The sequence below is a fragment of the Bradyrhizobium sp. SZCCHNRI1009 genome (assembly GCF_032487575.1).
GTDB lineage: Bacteria > Pseudomonadota > Alphaproteobacteria > Rhizobiales > Xanthobacteraceae > Bradyrhizobium.
The window spans coordinates 1-14,188 of record NZ_JAUEUL010000013.1; the positions used below are offsets into that span (position 1 = coordinate 1).

Here is a 14,188-nt window from a genome sequence, read left to right on the forward strand (position 1 = left end):
TCCCGACCGGGACGCTGCAGTGCTCGAACTGCCACAGCAACACCGCGGCGAGCTTTGCCACCTACACCATGAACCACACCGCGGTGGCGACGGCACGCTGCGACAGCTGTCACAACGGCAGCTTCACCGGCCAAGGCACCAAGGGGGCGCTCGGCACCGCGTCGTTCCCGAACCACGTCGCGACCGGCGGAGCCGATTGCGTGAGTTGTCACAGCAAGGCCGCCAGCGGCGGATATGTGAGCTGGGGCGGCGCGGCGTTCACCCACTCCGCGGCCAACACCAATTGCTCAGCCTGCCACAATGGTTCGAGCGCGAAAGGCCTGACCACCCCGCCGCATATTCCGGTGACGGGTGTGCAGTGCTCGAACTGCCACAGCAACACCGCGGCGAGCTTCGCCACCTACACCATGAGCCATGCTGCCGTGCATGCCACGCGCTGCGACAGCTGTCACAACGGCTCGTATCGCAGCCAGGGCCGCAGGGGTGCGCAGGGGCCGGATCATAGCGCGAAGTCGCAGGATTGCGGCTGCTGCCACGTGCGCGCCGCCGCCAACTTTTCCACCTGGGACGACGACCCGCAGAAGCCGGCAGCGGGCTGCTCCACGACGGCGCGGTCGGTGGTTCCTGCTCAGGCCCCGGCCGTCAAGGCGGTGACGCCGGCCTCGACCGCCAACCGGACGATGACGGCAGCAACGAATCCCGATGCAGCACCCGGTACGAACGCTGCACCGGCTGCATCTCAGGCCGGCGCTGCCGCCAAGCCTGCGGCGCCATCCAGTTCGACGCTCCTGTTCAGCAGCAAGCCGCTGGCGAACACGGCTGCGACGTCGACGGCCCCGACAGCGGGATCCGAAGCAGGGGCCTCCGCCAGTTCGTCCGGTTCCTCCAATCCCGACAGTTCGGCCAAAGCTGGCGGCGCGGTGGCGTCCGTGCCGCAGCCGTCGGGGACGCCGCCCCGAATGACATCCGCGACATCACCGCTCTCGCCGAATGATCCCCGCGGTAGGCTCTTGCCTCCAACCGATACGGGCAGCGACTCGCCGGAAGCGAAGAATGCCGGTCGGCTTCCGTCGCTGCTGCCGACGTTCAATCCGAGGGCAGGGCTTGCCGGATCGAGCACCACGGAGGCCGGTTCCAGATTCAATCACATGACGGCGCAAGGGCCATGCGCATCCTGCCATAACGGAATGACCGCGCCTGGCAAGCCGCCGAAGCACGTCGCAACCGCTGCGCCGTGTGAGACCTGTCACAAGAGCACGACGACGTTCAGCGGCGCCCGGTTCAGCCATACTGGAACGACGGCGGCCTGCGCGAGCTGTCACAACGGCATGGCCGCGACCGGCAAGCCGCCGAAGCATGTCGCGACCACTGCGCCGTGTGAGACCTGCCACAAGAGCACGACGACGTTCAGCGGTGCCCGCTTCAGCCACACCGGCACGATGGCGGCCTGCGCGAGCTGTCACAACGGCATGGCCGCGAGCGGGAAGCCGCAGAAGCACGTGGTCACCAGCGCGCCCTGTGAGACCTGCCACAAGAGCACGACGACGTTCAGCGGCGCCCGCTTCAGCCACACCGGCACGATGGCGGCCTGCGCGAGCTGCCACAACGGCATGGCCGCGACGGGCAAGCCGCAGAAGCACGTCACGACGAATGCGCCGTGCGAGACCTGCCACAAGAGCACGGCGACGTTCAGCGGCGCCCGCTTCAGCCACACCGGCACGATGGCGGCCTGTGCGAGCTGCCACAACGGCATGGCCGCGGGCGGCAAGCCCCAGAAGCACGTGGTCACCAGCGCGCCATGCGAAAGCTGCCACAAGAACACCGTGTCGTTCTCGGGCGCGCGGATGGATCACACCAGCCTGACGGCGCCATGTGCCAGCTGTCACAACGGCTCCAACGCCACCGGAAAGTCGCCGAAGCACTTCGTGACCAACGTCCCCTGCGAGAGCTGCCACCGGACGGTGAGCTGGAGCTCGGTCAATTACCGGCATATGTCGGCGAGCTATCCGAACCATAGCGCGGCCATCGGCTGCACCGCCTGCCACAGCGGCAACTCGCAGGCCGTTCTGTTCAAGTTCGCGGCCTACAAGCCCGACTGCGCCGCCTGCCACGCCAGTGATTTCCGCCCGCAGCAGCACGCCAAGCTCATGAAGCCGGCGCCGATGGACTACACCGTCGCCGAGCTCAAGGACTGCACAGGCGCATGCCATATCTATGCTGACAAGTCGCAGACCACCATCGTCACCCGCCGCCAGCGGCAGCACCGGGTCAATGGAGGTGGCTGGTGATGCGCGGCTGCTTCAGACAAGCCGCGGCAGCGAGGTCGGCGGGATGGCTGATCGGTCTGCTGGCCGGCTTGCTCGCAATCCTGCTCGACGGGGTCTTTGGCGTTGCACCGGCCCAGCCGGTCATCGATCAGTTCGTCGCCAATGCAAATGCCACGACGATCGGAAACTGCAGCCTTCTGCGGGTCAATTTTCACGTTCGTGTCCGCTACACCGGGCATTTCCCGCTCGACCAAGGCAGCCAGCTCAGCGTCTCGCTGCAATTGGTCGACCGGGACGCCATCATGGCGCGGCGCCTGGTCAGGCGCGAAGGCGTGCGTGTCGACAATGCCCAGGGCTCCGGCCTCCAGGACGTCTATCTGACGCTCGATCAGAACAGGGGACCGATCCTCGTCGTCCAGTTTGCCGGCGAGTTCACCTATCAGATCGTCCAATCCGGCAGCTTCGAGCAGGTGGCGATCGTGGTGGCCCGAAAGGGTCCGGTGTCGGCGTGCAAGGTGAAGGCCCTGGTGCCGAGCGTAGCCGCCCCGGATGCGCCGAAACCGGTTGCGGTCCCCGGTGCGGCGGCGTCGGTCCGCAACGACAATCGCACGATGCAGCAGGCCTCCGCCGCGGACATCCGGTTTGCGGAGGCGTCGATGGACGAGGCTCGCGCGTCGATCAAGAAAGGTAATTTCAGCGCCGCGATCGAGCTCCTGAGGAAGGTGCTGAAACTCCCCGAGAACGGCTCGAGCGCCGAGGCGCAGGAGCTGCTCGGCGTGGCGCGGCAGAAGGCTGGCCAGACCGCTGCCGCGCAGGCGGAGTATGAAGACTATCTGCGCCGCTATCCGACTGGCGAGGGCGCCGAGCGGGTGAGGCAGCGACTCGCCGCGCTTCTCACCGCAACCAGCAGCGCGCCGGCGCGGCCGCGCGACATGCCTTCCGTCACGCCCGACGGCGGAGACATGGGGGCAGGCATGCCGACCAAGGCGGCAGGGCCGAACGGCGACACCCGCTGGTCGATGTCGGGCAGCCTCTCGACCACCTTCATCACCAACGACACGACCAGCGCCGTCAAGGACAGGGCGATTGCGCCGAATCCGAATGCGGATCCCGACGCGCACCGCGTGCATCAGAACACGCTGCTGACCAATTTCGACTTTCTCGGCACCGCCGATAACGATCGCATCAGGACCAAGTTCAGGCTGGCGTTCACCCATGAGCGCCAGTTCGATACCGGGAACGACAAATACGGCGTCTCGACCGCGCAGGTCGATTACACGCTGAAGGAGGCCGACGTGACGCTGCGCGTCGGACGGCAATCCCGCAACACCGGCGGCGTGATCGGCCGCTTCGACGGCGCGGTGCTGAGCTGGCAGAAGAGCCCGGGGCTGCGCTTGAACGTGCTCGCGGGCTCGCCGAACTGGAGCCGCTTCGACGCACCGTTCAAGGATGGCAAGACGCTCTATGGCGCAAGCATCGACTTCGGCAAGATCCTGGGTGGCCTCGAGACCACGGTCTACCTGATCACGCAATACGACCGCAACATCGTCGACCGCCAGGCCATCGGCGCCGAATTCCGCTATTTCGACGCCAACAAGTCGCTGCTCGGCCTGATCGACTACGACACGCATTTCCGCGCGCTCAACGCCGCCGTGTTCTCGGGAACGTATACGTTCGAGGACAAGTCGGTCATCAACGCCTCGTTCGACTATCGAAGAGTGCCATTTCTCTCGACCTGGAATGCGCTGCAGGGGCAACCCTTCCTCACCCTCTACGACATGATGAAGTTCAATACCGCGGGCGAGATCAGGCAGCTCGCGATCGACCGTACGCCGACGTTCCAGTCGGCGATGGTGAGCTACTCGCGGCCATTGAATGAGACTTGGCAGGTTGCTGCCGATGCCACGGTGACCAATCTCACCGGCACGCTGCCGTCCGGCGGCGTCGACGGCACGCCGGCGAGCGGCCTCGAATATTATCTGTCGGCCCAGCTGACCGGGAACGGCATCATCAAGCCGGGCGATCTGTTCATGGGTGCGCTGCGCTACGCGAGCCTGGCGGACTCCAAGTTCTACGTTCTCGATCTTGCCACGCGCTATCCGATCACGCCCGATCTCGCCATCAGCCCGCGGCTGCGGGCGGGGTACAGGTCCGGGACACGGACCGACCTGAAGGAGTACACGGTTCTGCCGTCGCTGCTGGTCAGCTATCTCTGGTCGAAGGAGATCAGCCTGGAAACGGAGATCGGCTATCGGTTCGTCGACAGCACGCTCGCCAACGTCAAGACGACGACCAAGGACCTGTTCGCGACGGTCACGTTGCGGCGCGATTTCAACGCCGACGGTGTCACCAAGTGCAACGCCTCGGTCGTCAGTTGCGCCTGGGCCAGGCCTGCAGCGTTGCAGGGCGGGCAGGGGGCAGGCTCGGGCGACATGCCGCTGCAATCGCGCGCGTCGATCCTGCCGTCCTACATGCTGGAGACCGGTGTGCGCTACTGGTTCAGCTCCGGGCAGAATCGCTACCGCTATTTCGCCGATCAGGCTGCGACGCTTCAGGTCTCCCGGCTCGCCTATGGCGGCATGACCGGGCACAGCGGCGAGATGTTCTTCAGGATCGATGCGCTCGACGGTCCGTTCACCAACATGTTTCTGAAGGGCTATATAGGGGCGGGCAAGATCAGCTCGGGTACGCTCGTCGACGAGGACTTCGCTCCGTTCGTCAATCCGTCGTCCAAGACCGTCAGCAGCGTGGGCGGGGGGCTGCAATATGCAAATCTCGATGTCGGTTTCAACCTGCTGGAGACCGAACGCTTCCGGCTCGGCGCCTTCGTCGGCTATCAATATTGGACGGAGACGGTGGATGCTCGCGGCTGCACCCAGGTGGGCGGCAATCCGACGATCTGCGCTCCTGCGCTGGGGCCGGGCGTCAAGGTGGTGACCGAGCAGGATCGCTGGCATAGCGGACGGGCCGGTGTCTCCCTCGACACGCGGCTGTCGGACCGGCTGAGCTGGCAGGCGGAGGCCGCCTATGTCTGGACCACGCAGAACGCGATCGACACGCACTATTTCACGTTCGGGCGTGATCCCGCCTCGGGGCAAGGAAGCGGCTTCCAGGCCGAGACCGTGCTGAACTACCAGTTGACCGACAATTTCCGCATCGGCATCGGTGGACGCTGGTGGCATCTCAGCACCAACGCTGTCGATTCGTTCAACCAGGTCCTGAGATATACGACGGAGCGCTATGGCGTCTTCCTCCAGGGCTCCTACCAGTTCAATCGGGCAAAATAGCCGGCCGGAGGCGTCCAATCATGAACGACCGGACGGCCATCCGGCCTTCGCGGGACAAACCATCATCATCGCCGCCGATGAAGGACTGGGCGATATGATCCAGTTCGTCCGCTACGTCCCGATGGTCGCAGCGCTGGGCGCGCGCGTGATCCTCGCCGTTCAAGAGCCGTTGCTTCCGCTGTTGTCGAACATGCCAGGAATTTCGCAGTGTGTTCCGGTCGCGGAGGCCAGCGACCTTGCGGGAGTGGATGTCCAGTGTCCGATCATGAGCTTGTCGCTTGCCTTTCGGACGACACTGGCCACGATTCCAGCGCCGGTGTCCTATTTGCCGGCGCCTGATCCGGATCGGATCCAACTCTGGCAGGAGCGCCTTGGCATCCCGGAGAAATTGCGGATCAGCCTGGTCTGGTCAGGCAATCCCAACCACCTCGACGACCACAATCGTTCCATCCCCTTGCGCATGTTTTCCCGCCTGCTCCGCGAGGATGCGGCGTTCATCAGCCTGCAGAAGGAGCCGAAGGCCGAAGACAAGGCCGTGCTCCAGGAGACGAGCGGGATCATGGACCTGACGGGTCAACTTGCCGATTTCGCCGATAACGCCGCGCTGATCTCATGTCTGGATCTCGTGATCACGGTCGATACCAGTGTCGCTCATCTCGCCGGCACGCTTGGCTGTCCGACCTGGACGCTCCTGTCGTACACGCCGGACTATCGCTGGCTGCTCGATCGTGACGACAGCGTCTGGTATCCGCGCATTCGCCTGTTCCCTCAGCGCGAAAGGCGCGATTGGCGCGAGGTCATCGATCAGGTCGGAGATGCACTTCGCCAAAGGATCGTGGCGAGGGCGTCGTCCCCGCCGGTCTCGAGCGATGATCGCGTGATCCTTCGCCGCTTCAATTCGACGACTGGCGGCTTGCCGTCAGTTGCTGGCGGTAACGTTCGGCGTCCCAGTTGTGCAGCAACTGCTCGTGCTGCGAGGAGAGATAGCCGATATCGGCCGATAGCGGCAGGCGGCTGGTCACGAGCGCGAGGCAGCTCAGCATGGCCTCGGCGCCCGGGCTGGCGTCGCTGCGGATGATGGCACCGAGACCCGGCGCGAGCGCTGCGACGGGCGCGGGCAGGCGGCTCGCGTCCGCGCGCGCGAGCAGCGTGGCGAGGCCGCCGGCGCCCTCGACCGTCGGCAGGCCCGGGCCGAGAAACACGACGTGGTCCGGATACAATGAGCCGCCGGTCGCGATGGCGCGGCTGAACGGATCGGTCGCGATGCCGTGGCCGGCAGCGTCATGCGGCAGGCGATAGGCGGTGCCGGCGCACAGACGGCGCAAGGCCGCTGCGTCGGCGGGAGGCGCCGGGCGCACCGGCAGCGCCAGCCGGCGCTCCACGTCATGGACCAGCGCCTCGGCCTCATCGCAGCTTTCGGCGCCGACGACGAGGCCGTGATTGCCGAGGATCAGCACGTCGATGCGGTCGCGCGCGACGACGGCGCTCACCGCGCGCGCCAACGGCAGCCCGGGATGAAAGTAGTCGAGATGGCGCCAGGCGAGCCCGTCCAGCCGGGCCGCAAAATCATCGCGCGCATCGCGCCGCGCCGCCCAGGCGATGGTGTTGACGGCATGGACGTGCAGCACGACCCGGTGCGGCAGCAGCGCGTGCAGCGCCGTCTCGATCGAGGCGCGCAAGTGGCCGGGAGCGGCCAGCGGAATGCGCTCGTCGTCAGCGGCGAGCGCATCGCGCGCCGCAGGCAGCAGAACAGGCACGAAGATGTCCTTCGCGTCGGCGTCGGCAAGCCAGGTGCCGGACGCCTTCACCCACAGCACGTCATCCCGCTTGAGCGAGGAGTTGCCGCCGGCGCCTTGCACCAGCTCGATGTTGCGGCCGACCCGCGCCGACATCCGGCGCAACTCATGAAGCTCGGCAGGCTGGCGCATCTCGCGTCTCCTTCTCACCACGACAGGTGCTGCATCGTCCAGTTCGGCATGCGGCCGGGCGAAGCCGCGAGCTTGCGCGTCGCCGCAGCGAGGTCGGGCGCGCCGGCCAAGGTCGTGCGATGCACGCCATCGCCGAGCAGCAGGCTCTGCAGGCCTGCGGCGCGGGCGCCGGCGACGTCATGGTCGAGCGAGTCGCCGATCATCAGCACGCGGTGCGGATCCGGATCGCCGAGCTGCTCCAGCGCAGCCGCGAAGATCGGCTGATACGGCTTGCCGACGAAGCTCACCGGGCCGCCGAGCCACTCATAGGCGCGGGCCAGCGTGCCGGGTGCCGGCACGAGGCCGGCTGCACCGAACATCATCAGGTCGGGATTGGCACAGATCATCGGCACGCCCCGTGCCGCTGCTCCGGTGAAGCGGTCGCGCCAGAGGTCCGGCTCGGCGAGGTCGTCATCGAGGCCGCCGAGCAGGATGAAGTCGGCGTCCCGCATATCCGTCACGAGGACGAGATCGAGCCCGTCGATCAGCGAGCAGTCGCCGCCCCTGGTGATCAGGAAGCAGGCGCTGCCGCAATCGGTGAACGGCGCGCGCGTCCGGTCGCGCAGGCCGCTCCAGGTCACCTCGCCCGAGGTGAGAATGCCGTCATAGGTCGAGCGCGGCAGGCCGAGCCGGGCAAGGCGCTCGGCATTGGCGCTCGCGCGCTTGCCGGAGTTCGACAGCACCAGGATCTGCTTGCCGGCCTCGCGCAGCCGCAGGACGCAGTCGTGAGCCGCCGGAAGCACCGTCCGGCCGTCATGCAGCGTGCCCCATTGATCGAGCAGCACGTGATCGAAACGGTCGGCGATGGCGGACAGGCCGCTGATCTCGCACGCTGCCGCCGTCATCGTGGCGGTCCCTGCAGCGCCAGCAGCGCCGTGCCGTAGCTCGCTTCGGTCTGCGCGGCAACGCTGACGGGCACGCCGATGATGCGCCGGCGGATAGCGGTCCAGGCGTCGTTCCGGGCGCCACCGCCGATGCTGATCACGCGCCGCAGCGCCGGCGCGCCGAGCGCCTGGAGACGCTGATAGGCCATCGCCTCGACGCTTGCGATGCCTTCGAGCAGCGCCTGGAAGAAGCGGTGATCCTCGGCCGGGCGCGGCGTGATCTTTGGTGCGAGGGCGGGGTCGGCGATGGGGAAGCGCTCGCCGGGTTTGGGCAGCGGATAGTAGTCGAGCCCGGTGGGCTTGTCCGGGCGCAGCAGCGGGGTCATGCGGTCCATGTCGGCGGCGGTGAAATGGGCGAGCAGCGCGGCGCCCCCGGAGTTCGATGCGCCGCCGGCGAGCCATTTGTCGCCGAGCCGGTGCGAGTAGACGCCTTGATCGGCGGCGAAGATCGGCTGCGTCGCGACCAGCTTCACCACCAGCGTGGTGCCGAGCGACGTCACCGCATCGCCCGGCGTATCGGCGCCGGTGGCGATGAAGGCGGCGACGCCGTCGGTGGTGCCGGCGACGATGCGCGCAGACGGCGACAGACCGAGCGCGCGTGCGGTCGACGGATCCACTTCGGCGAACGGCGTGCCCGGCACCAGAACGCTCGGCAGCACGTCGCGGGGAACGCCGAGGCGATCGATCCAGCGCGGCCACTCACGCCTGACGGGGTCATAGCCGAGCTTCAGTGCGTTGTTCTCGTCGCTGACGCCGTGACGACCGGCGAGGCGTCCGGCGATCCAGTCGGCCTGGTGCACGGCGTGCCGCGCGCCGTCCGTCGAGGCGAGCAGATGCATGAGCTTGGCGAGCGGGCTGCTCGTGCCATGCGCGCCGCTTTCGGGCGGCGCCACCGCGGCGATCCGCCTGGCTTCGTCGACCGCGCGCGCATCGTTGTACATCAGTCCGAGCGAGCGGGGCCGCCCGTCGGCGTCGATCAGCAGCAAGGTGCCCGAGGTGCCGTCGACCGCGATGCGCGCGATGGCGCCGAGATCGACGATCCTGCCGAGCTTGTCGAGCGCCGCGACCGTCGCCTGCCACCACGGTTCGGGATCCTGGTCGATGGCGTTGCCATCCTGGCGCGGCGCGGCGAGCGGAACGGCGGCTGCGCCCTTGATCTCGCGGCGCGCGTCGATGGCACAGGCGCGCACACCGCTCGTGCCCACGTCGATGCCGACAAACAACTCCGTCATGCGACCTCATCCCGTTATGCGCCGGCGAGCATGCCTGTGCTTGCCCGGCGCGTCATCCCTGACGCGCTGCAGCACGTTTGGGGGATTGACGGCCGGATCGGTGTCTGCAATTTTTTGCAAGGTGTGAAGAAATTTGCAAGCAGGCATTCAGGCGTGACGACAGCTTCCGACAGGGCGCCCATGGTGGACGGCGAGGCCTCGCTGGCGACGCGCGCCGCCTGGCTGTATTTCGCAGCCGGGCTGACGCAGTCGGAGGTCGCCGACCGGCTCAACATCCAGAGCACCAAGGCGCATCGCCTGATCGCGCGCGCCAGCCGCGAGGGCATGATCCGCGTCTTCGTCGAGGGGCCCGTCGCCGAATGCGTCGCACTCGAGAACGCGCTGGCCGAACGCTACGGGCTCGACTTCTGCCGTGTCGCGCCGGATCTCGGCGAGGGCGACCTGCCGCTGAAGGCGCTGGCGCTGGAGGGCGCGAGCTTCCTGCGCCAGGTGCTGGAGCGCGGCGACGACAAGATCATCGGCGTCGGCCATGGCCGCACGCTCGCGGCCGTCGTCGCGCAACTGCCGCAGACGCCGGCGCGCGACGTGCAGTTCGTGTCGCTGCTCGGCGGCCTGACGCGCAAATTCGCCGCCAATCCGTTCGACGTGATCCATCGCCTGGCCGAGCGCACCGGCGCCGAAGCCTATCTGCTGCCGGTGCCCGTGTTCGCCAACTCCGTCGCCGACCGCCGCGTGCTGATGCAGCAGTTCGGCATTGCCGACGTGTTTGCTCTCGCGCAGAAGGCATCGCTGCTATTCGTCGGCATCGGCCAGATCCATGCCGACGGCTTCCTGGTGTCGAGCGGCATGATCAAGCCGGACGAGGTCGTCGACCTGAAGCGCGCCGGCGCCTGCGCCGACCTGCTCGGGCATTTCTTCAACGCCCAGGGCGAGCTGCTCGATCTCGATCTTTCGGCGCGGGCCACCTCGATGGCCGCTGCCGATCTGAAGAAACACCGCATCGTCGCCATCGGCGGCGGCGAGGCGAAGATCACGGCCCTGCGCGCGGTGCTGCGCAGCGGCTTCCTGAATGGCCTCATCATCGACGAGGCGACCGCTCAGGCATTGGCGACTGACAAGCCGGAGAAAACATCCGGCAACTCCAAGAACAGGAGTCGGAAGGGCAGGTAACGCGAACACGTCTCTACAAAAAACAAAGGGAGGGTTGAATGTACGATCGGGAGAAGAATCTCTTTGCGTCCTATGCCGGCAAGCGCATCAGCCGGCGTGATCTGCTCGACGGTGCCGCCAAGCTCGGCATCGCCGGTGTCGCCGCCAATGCCGCCTTTGCGTCCGCGATGTCGAAGGCGATGGCCGCTGACTTCAATTGGAAGGCGCATAGCGGCAAGACCGTCAAGCTGCTCTTGAACAAGCATCCTTACGTCGATGCGATGATCGGCGACATCGAGGCGTTCAAGAGCCTCACCGGCATGAACGTCACCTACGACATCTTCCCGGAGGACGTCTATTTCGACAAGGTGACGGCGGCGCTGTCGTCGAAGTCCGACCAGTACGACGCCTTCATGACCGGCGCCTACATGACCTGGACCTATGGTCCGGCCGGCTGGATCGAGGACCTCAACACCTACATCAAGGATCCCGCCAAGACCAATCCGGCGTTCGCCTGGGACGACGTGCTGCCCGGACTGCGGTCGTCGACGGCCTGGGATGGCGTCGCCGGCTCCGAGCTCGGCTCCGGCAAGGCCAAGCAGTGGTGCATCCCGTGGGGCTACGAGCTCAACAACATCACCTATAACCGCAAGATATTCGACAAGGTCGGCGTCAAGCCGCCGAAGAACCTCGACGAGATGCTCGACGTCGCGGCCAAGATCACCAAGGATGCCGGCGGTCCCTACGGCGTCGGTGTGCGCGGCTCGCGCTCCTGGGCCACCATCCATCCGGGCTTCCTGTCGGCCTACGCCAATTTCGGCCAGAAGGATTTCGTGATGGAGGGCGGCAAGCTCAAGGCCGCGATGAATACAAAGGCCTCGAAGGACTTCCACGAGAAGTGGGTCAGGATGATCCAGGGCTCGGGTCCGAAGAACTGGTCGACCTACACCTGGTACCAGGTCGGCACTGATCTGGGCGCCGGCGCCTCCGGCATGATCTTCGACGCCGACATTCTCGGCTACTTCATGAACGGCGGCGAGAACAAGGAGCGCGGCAATCTCGGCTACGCGCCGTTTGCAGCCAATCCGGCCGCCAAGGCGCCGACGCCGAACGTCTGGATCTGGTCGCTGGCGATGTCGAGCTTCTCCAAGCAGAAGGATGCGGCCTGGACGTTCATGCAGTGGGCGGCCTCCGTCGAGCATGATCTGTTCGGCGCCCGCAAGATGGACTTCGTCAATCCGGTCCGCGCCTCTGTGTGGAAGGACAGCGAATTCCGCGACCGCATCGCCAAGTCCTATCCCGGCTATCTCGAGCAGCATGACCTCTCGGCCCCCGGTGCGAAGATCTACTTCACGGCGCAGCCGTTGTTCTTCGACCTCACCACGGAGTGGGCGGCGTCGCTGCAGAAGATGGTGGCCAAGGAGATCAGCGTCGACGAGGGCCTCGACAAGCTGGCCGAGAGCATCAACCGTCAGTTGAAGCAGGCCGGCCTCGGCTGAGGCTGGACGCGGACTCTCCACGACCACCCGCCGGTCCGGCCGCTCCCCCACGGGCGTCCGGACCGGCCCATCACCGCGAATGTGTGATCACGTCTGTCATGAGCATGGCTGAAGTTATCGAGACCCCGGCGGTGCCGCGCCGCACGAAACGCTGGCGCGGGCGGTTGCTGCCGTATCTCTTGAGCCTGCCGGCGCTGCTGGTCTGCATCGCCATCCTGGTGCCGTTCGTGACCGCGGCGATCTATTCGCTGCAGCGCTACCGGCTCAACCTGCCTTACTTACGCGGCTTCATCGGCGTCGACAACTACATCGACTTCCTGTCCGATCCGGCGTTCTGGAATACGCTGCGGATCTCGCTCGTCTACACCGCGGTGACCGGGATCGCCGAGCTGCTGCTCGGCCTCGGCATCGCGCTGCTGCTGCGGCGGCCGACGCGCTTCCACAACGCTGTCTCGATCATGCTGCTGCTGCCGCTGATGACGGCGCCGGCGATCGCGGCGCTGATGTGGAAGCTGATGACCAATCCGAGCTTCGGCATCCTGTCCTATCTTGTCGGCCTGTTCGGCGCGCACGACTTCAAGTGGGCGTCCGATCCGTCGACCGCGCTGTTCACCGTCGTGCTGGTCGACGTCTGGGTCTACACGCCCTTTATCATGATCCTGCTCTTGGCCGGCCTGCGCTCGCTGCCGCGGCAGCCGTTCGAGGCGGCGGCGCTCGACGGCGTGCCGGCGAGCTTCGTGTTCTTCCGCATCACCCTGCCCATGCTCGCGCCCTACATCATCACGGCGTCGCTGTTCCGGCTGCTCGACTCCATCCAGCAGTTCGACATCGTCTATGCGATGACCCAAGGCGGCCCCGGCGACCGGCTGATGGTGTTCCAGGTGCAGGCCTATCTGGAATTTTTCCAGTACACCAATGTCGGACGCTCGGCGGCGCTTTTGATGATCCTGTGGCTGATCACCAACATCCTGTCGAACATCTTCATCAAGAACTGGCTGCGGCTGCGCGAACGCGCCCACGGTCACGCCTGAGGAGGCCGCCGATGGATCATTCCAGTCTCGCCGGGCGCATCTTCCGCGGCATTGCGCTCTCGCTGGTGCTCGTCTTCTTCATGTTCCCGATCGTCTGGATCCTCATGATGTCGTTCCAGAGCAACGAGCAGATCCTGCGTATCCCGCCGCGCATATTCTTCGAGCCGACGCTCGCCAATTACGAGGCGCTGATCTCCGGCCAGTTGCGTACGGCCGCCGGCAATCTGCAGATCTCGTTCATGCGTAACCTCATGAACAGCTTCATCCTGTCGAGCGCCTCGGTGATCCTGGCGCTGCTGCTCGGCGTGCCCGCGGCCTATGCGTTCGCGCGGTTCAAGTTCCGGCTCGGCGAGACCATCGCCTTCACGCTGCTCTCGTTCCGCTTCGCGCCGCCGCTCTTGGTGCTGCTGCCGTTGTCGCTGTACTACCAGCAGCTCGGATTGAACGACACCTATTTCGGGATCGTCTGGGTCTATCAGCTGATCGCGCTGCCGCTGATCCTGTGGATCGTGCGCGGCTATTTCGAGGACATCAGCCCCGACATCGAGCACGCCTACCGGCTGGCGGGGCATTCCTGGCGCGAGGCGTTCACCCGGATCGCCGTCCCGCTGGCGGGACCCGGGATCGCGGCTGCGGGCTTGCTGTCCTTCATCTTCTGCTGGAACAATTTCGTGTTCGCGCTGATCCTGGCCTCGGCCGACAAGCAGCCGGTGACGGTGGGCGCGCTCGCCTTCGTGACGGCGTCCGGCATCCAGTATGGCCAGATCGCAGCCGCAATCGTGCTGTCGGTGACGCCGACCTTGCTGCTCGCGCTCTATGCGCAGCGCTATCTGGTCGAAGGTCTCTCGCTCGGTGCAGTGAAGGGTTGAGGA

The 14,188-nt window shown here is 66.3% G+C and carries 8 protein-coding genes and 2 pseudogenes; 7 read left to right on the forward strand and 3 right to left on the reverse strand.

What is annotated here, in order from left to right; all coding sequences use genetic code 11:
• The 3 genes and pseudogenes from QX010_RS21650 to QX010_RS21660 all read left to right on the forward strand — a co-directional run.
• A pseudogene (locus QX010_RS21650) lies at positions 1-2,288 on the forward strand (hypothetical protein); the annotation flags it as partial.
• Positions 2,288-5,554: a hypothetical protein gene (locus tag QX010_RS21655; RefSeq protein ID WP_316181775.1), complete on the forward strand. Its 3,267-nt coding sequence runs from the start codon at positions 2,288-2,290 to the stop codon at positions 5,552-5,554. The pseudogene QX010_RS21650 and the gene QX010_RS21655, both read left to right, overlap by 1 nt.
• A gap of 559 nt (positions 5,555-6,113) precedes the next feature.
• Positions 6,114-6,260, forward strand: a pseudogene (locus QX010_RS21660) (glycosyltransferase family 9 protein); the annotation flags it as partial.
• Between the two features lie 187 nt (positions 6,261-6,447).
• On the opposite strand, the gene QX010_RS21665 reads toward QX010_RS21660, so the two are convergent.
• The 3 genes from QX010_RS21665 to QX010_RS21675 are packed head-to-tail and all read right to left on the reverse strand — an operon-like array spanning position 6,448 to position 9,637.
• Complete coding sequence (locus QX010_RS21665) at positions 6,448-7,482, reverse strand: class II aldolase/adducin family protein (protein ID WP_316181776.1); 1,035 nt, start codon at positions 7,480-7,482, stop codon at positions 6,448-6,450.
• Between the two features lie 14 nt (positions 7,483-7,496).
• Positions 7,497-8,366 (reverse strand): TIGR01459 family HAD-type hydrolase, encoded by an 870-nt coding sequence (locus QX010_RS21670; protein ID WP_316181778.1) that lies wholly within the window; start codon positions 8,364-8,366, stop codon positions 7,497-7,499.
• The gene (locus QX010_RS21675; protein WP_316181779.1) at positions 8,363-9,637 is read right to left on the reverse strand and encodes an FGGY-family carbohydrate kinase; all 1,275 of its coding nucleotides are present in this window, start codon (positions 9,635-9,637) and stop codon (positions 8,363-8,365) included. Before QX010_RS21675 ends, QX010_RS21670 begins: the two co-directional genes overlap by 4 nt.
• Before the next feature lie 180 nt (positions 9,638-9,817).
• Here QX010_RS21675 and QX010_RS21680 point away from each other — a divergent pair, with 180 nt between their 5' ends.
• The 4 genes from QX010_RS21680 (at position 9,818) to QX010_RS21695 (ending at position 14,185) form a co-directional block, all read left to right on the forward strand.
• The gene (locus QX010_RS21680; protein WP_316181781.1) at positions 9,818-10,807 is read left to right on the forward strand and encodes a sugar-binding transcriptional regulator; all 990 of its coding nucleotides are present in this window, start codon (positions 9,818-9,820) and stop codon (positions 10,805-10,807) included.
• 38 nt (positions 10,808-10,845) lie between these two features.
• Positions 10,846-12,285, forward strand: a complete 1,440-nt coding sequence (locus QX010_RS21685; protein ID WP_315804166.1) for an extracellular solute-binding protein — start codon at positions 10,846-10,848, stop codon at positions 12,283-12,285.
• A 104-nt stretch (positions 12,286-12,389) separates the two neighbouring features.
• Positions 12,390-13,316 (forward strand): sugar ABC transporter permease, encoded by a 927-nt coding sequence (locus QX010_RS21690; protein ID WP_316181783.1) that lies wholly within the window; start codon positions 12,390-12,392, stop codon positions 13,314-13,316.
• Between the two features lie 11 nt (positions 13,317-13,327).
• Complete coding sequence (locus QX010_RS21695; protein WP_316181785.1) at positions 13,328-14,185, forward strand: carbohydrate ABC transporter permease; 858 nt, start codon at positions 13,328-13,330, stop codon at positions 14,183-14,185.
• Positions 14,186-14,188: the final 3 nt, after the last annotated feature.

What these genes read in the sequence shown, in the direction of transcription:
- QX010_RS21655 (WP_316181775.1), top strand. Translation starts at nt 2,288, where the DNA reads ATGCGCGGCTGCTTCAGACAAGCCGCGGCAGCGAGGTCGGCGGGATGG.
- QX010_RS21665 (WP_316181776.1), bottom strand. Translation starts at nt 7,482, where the DNA reads ATGCGCCAGCCTGCCGAGCTTCATGAGTTGCGCCGGATGTCGGCGCGG.
- QX010_RS21670 (WP_316181778.1), bottom strand. Translation starts at nt 8,366, where the DNA reads ATGACGGCGGCAGCGTGCGAGATCAGCGGCCTGTCCGCCATCGCCGAC.
- QX010_RS21675 (WP_316181779.1), bottom strand. Translation starts at nt 9,637, where the DNA reads ATGACGGAGTTGTTTGTCGGCATCGACGTGGGCACGAGCGGTGTGCGC.
- QX010_RS21680 (WP_316181781.1), top strand. Translation starts at nt 9,818, where the DNA reads ATGGTGGACGGCGAGGCCTCGCTGGCGACGCGCGCCGCCTGGCTGTAT.
- QX010_RS21685 (WP_315804166.1), top strand. Translation starts at nt 10,846, where the DNA reads ATGTACGATCGGGAGAAGAATCTCTTTGCGTCCTATGCCGGCAAGCGC.
- QX010_RS21690 (WP_316181783.1), top strand. Translation starts at nt 12,390, where the DNA reads ATGGCTGAAGTTATCGAGACCCCGGCGGTGCCGCGCCGCACGAAACGC.
- QX010_RS21695 (WP_316181785.1), top strand. Translation starts at nt 13,328, where the DNA reads ATGGATCATTCCAGTCTCGCCGGGCGCATCTTCCGCGGCATTGCGCTC.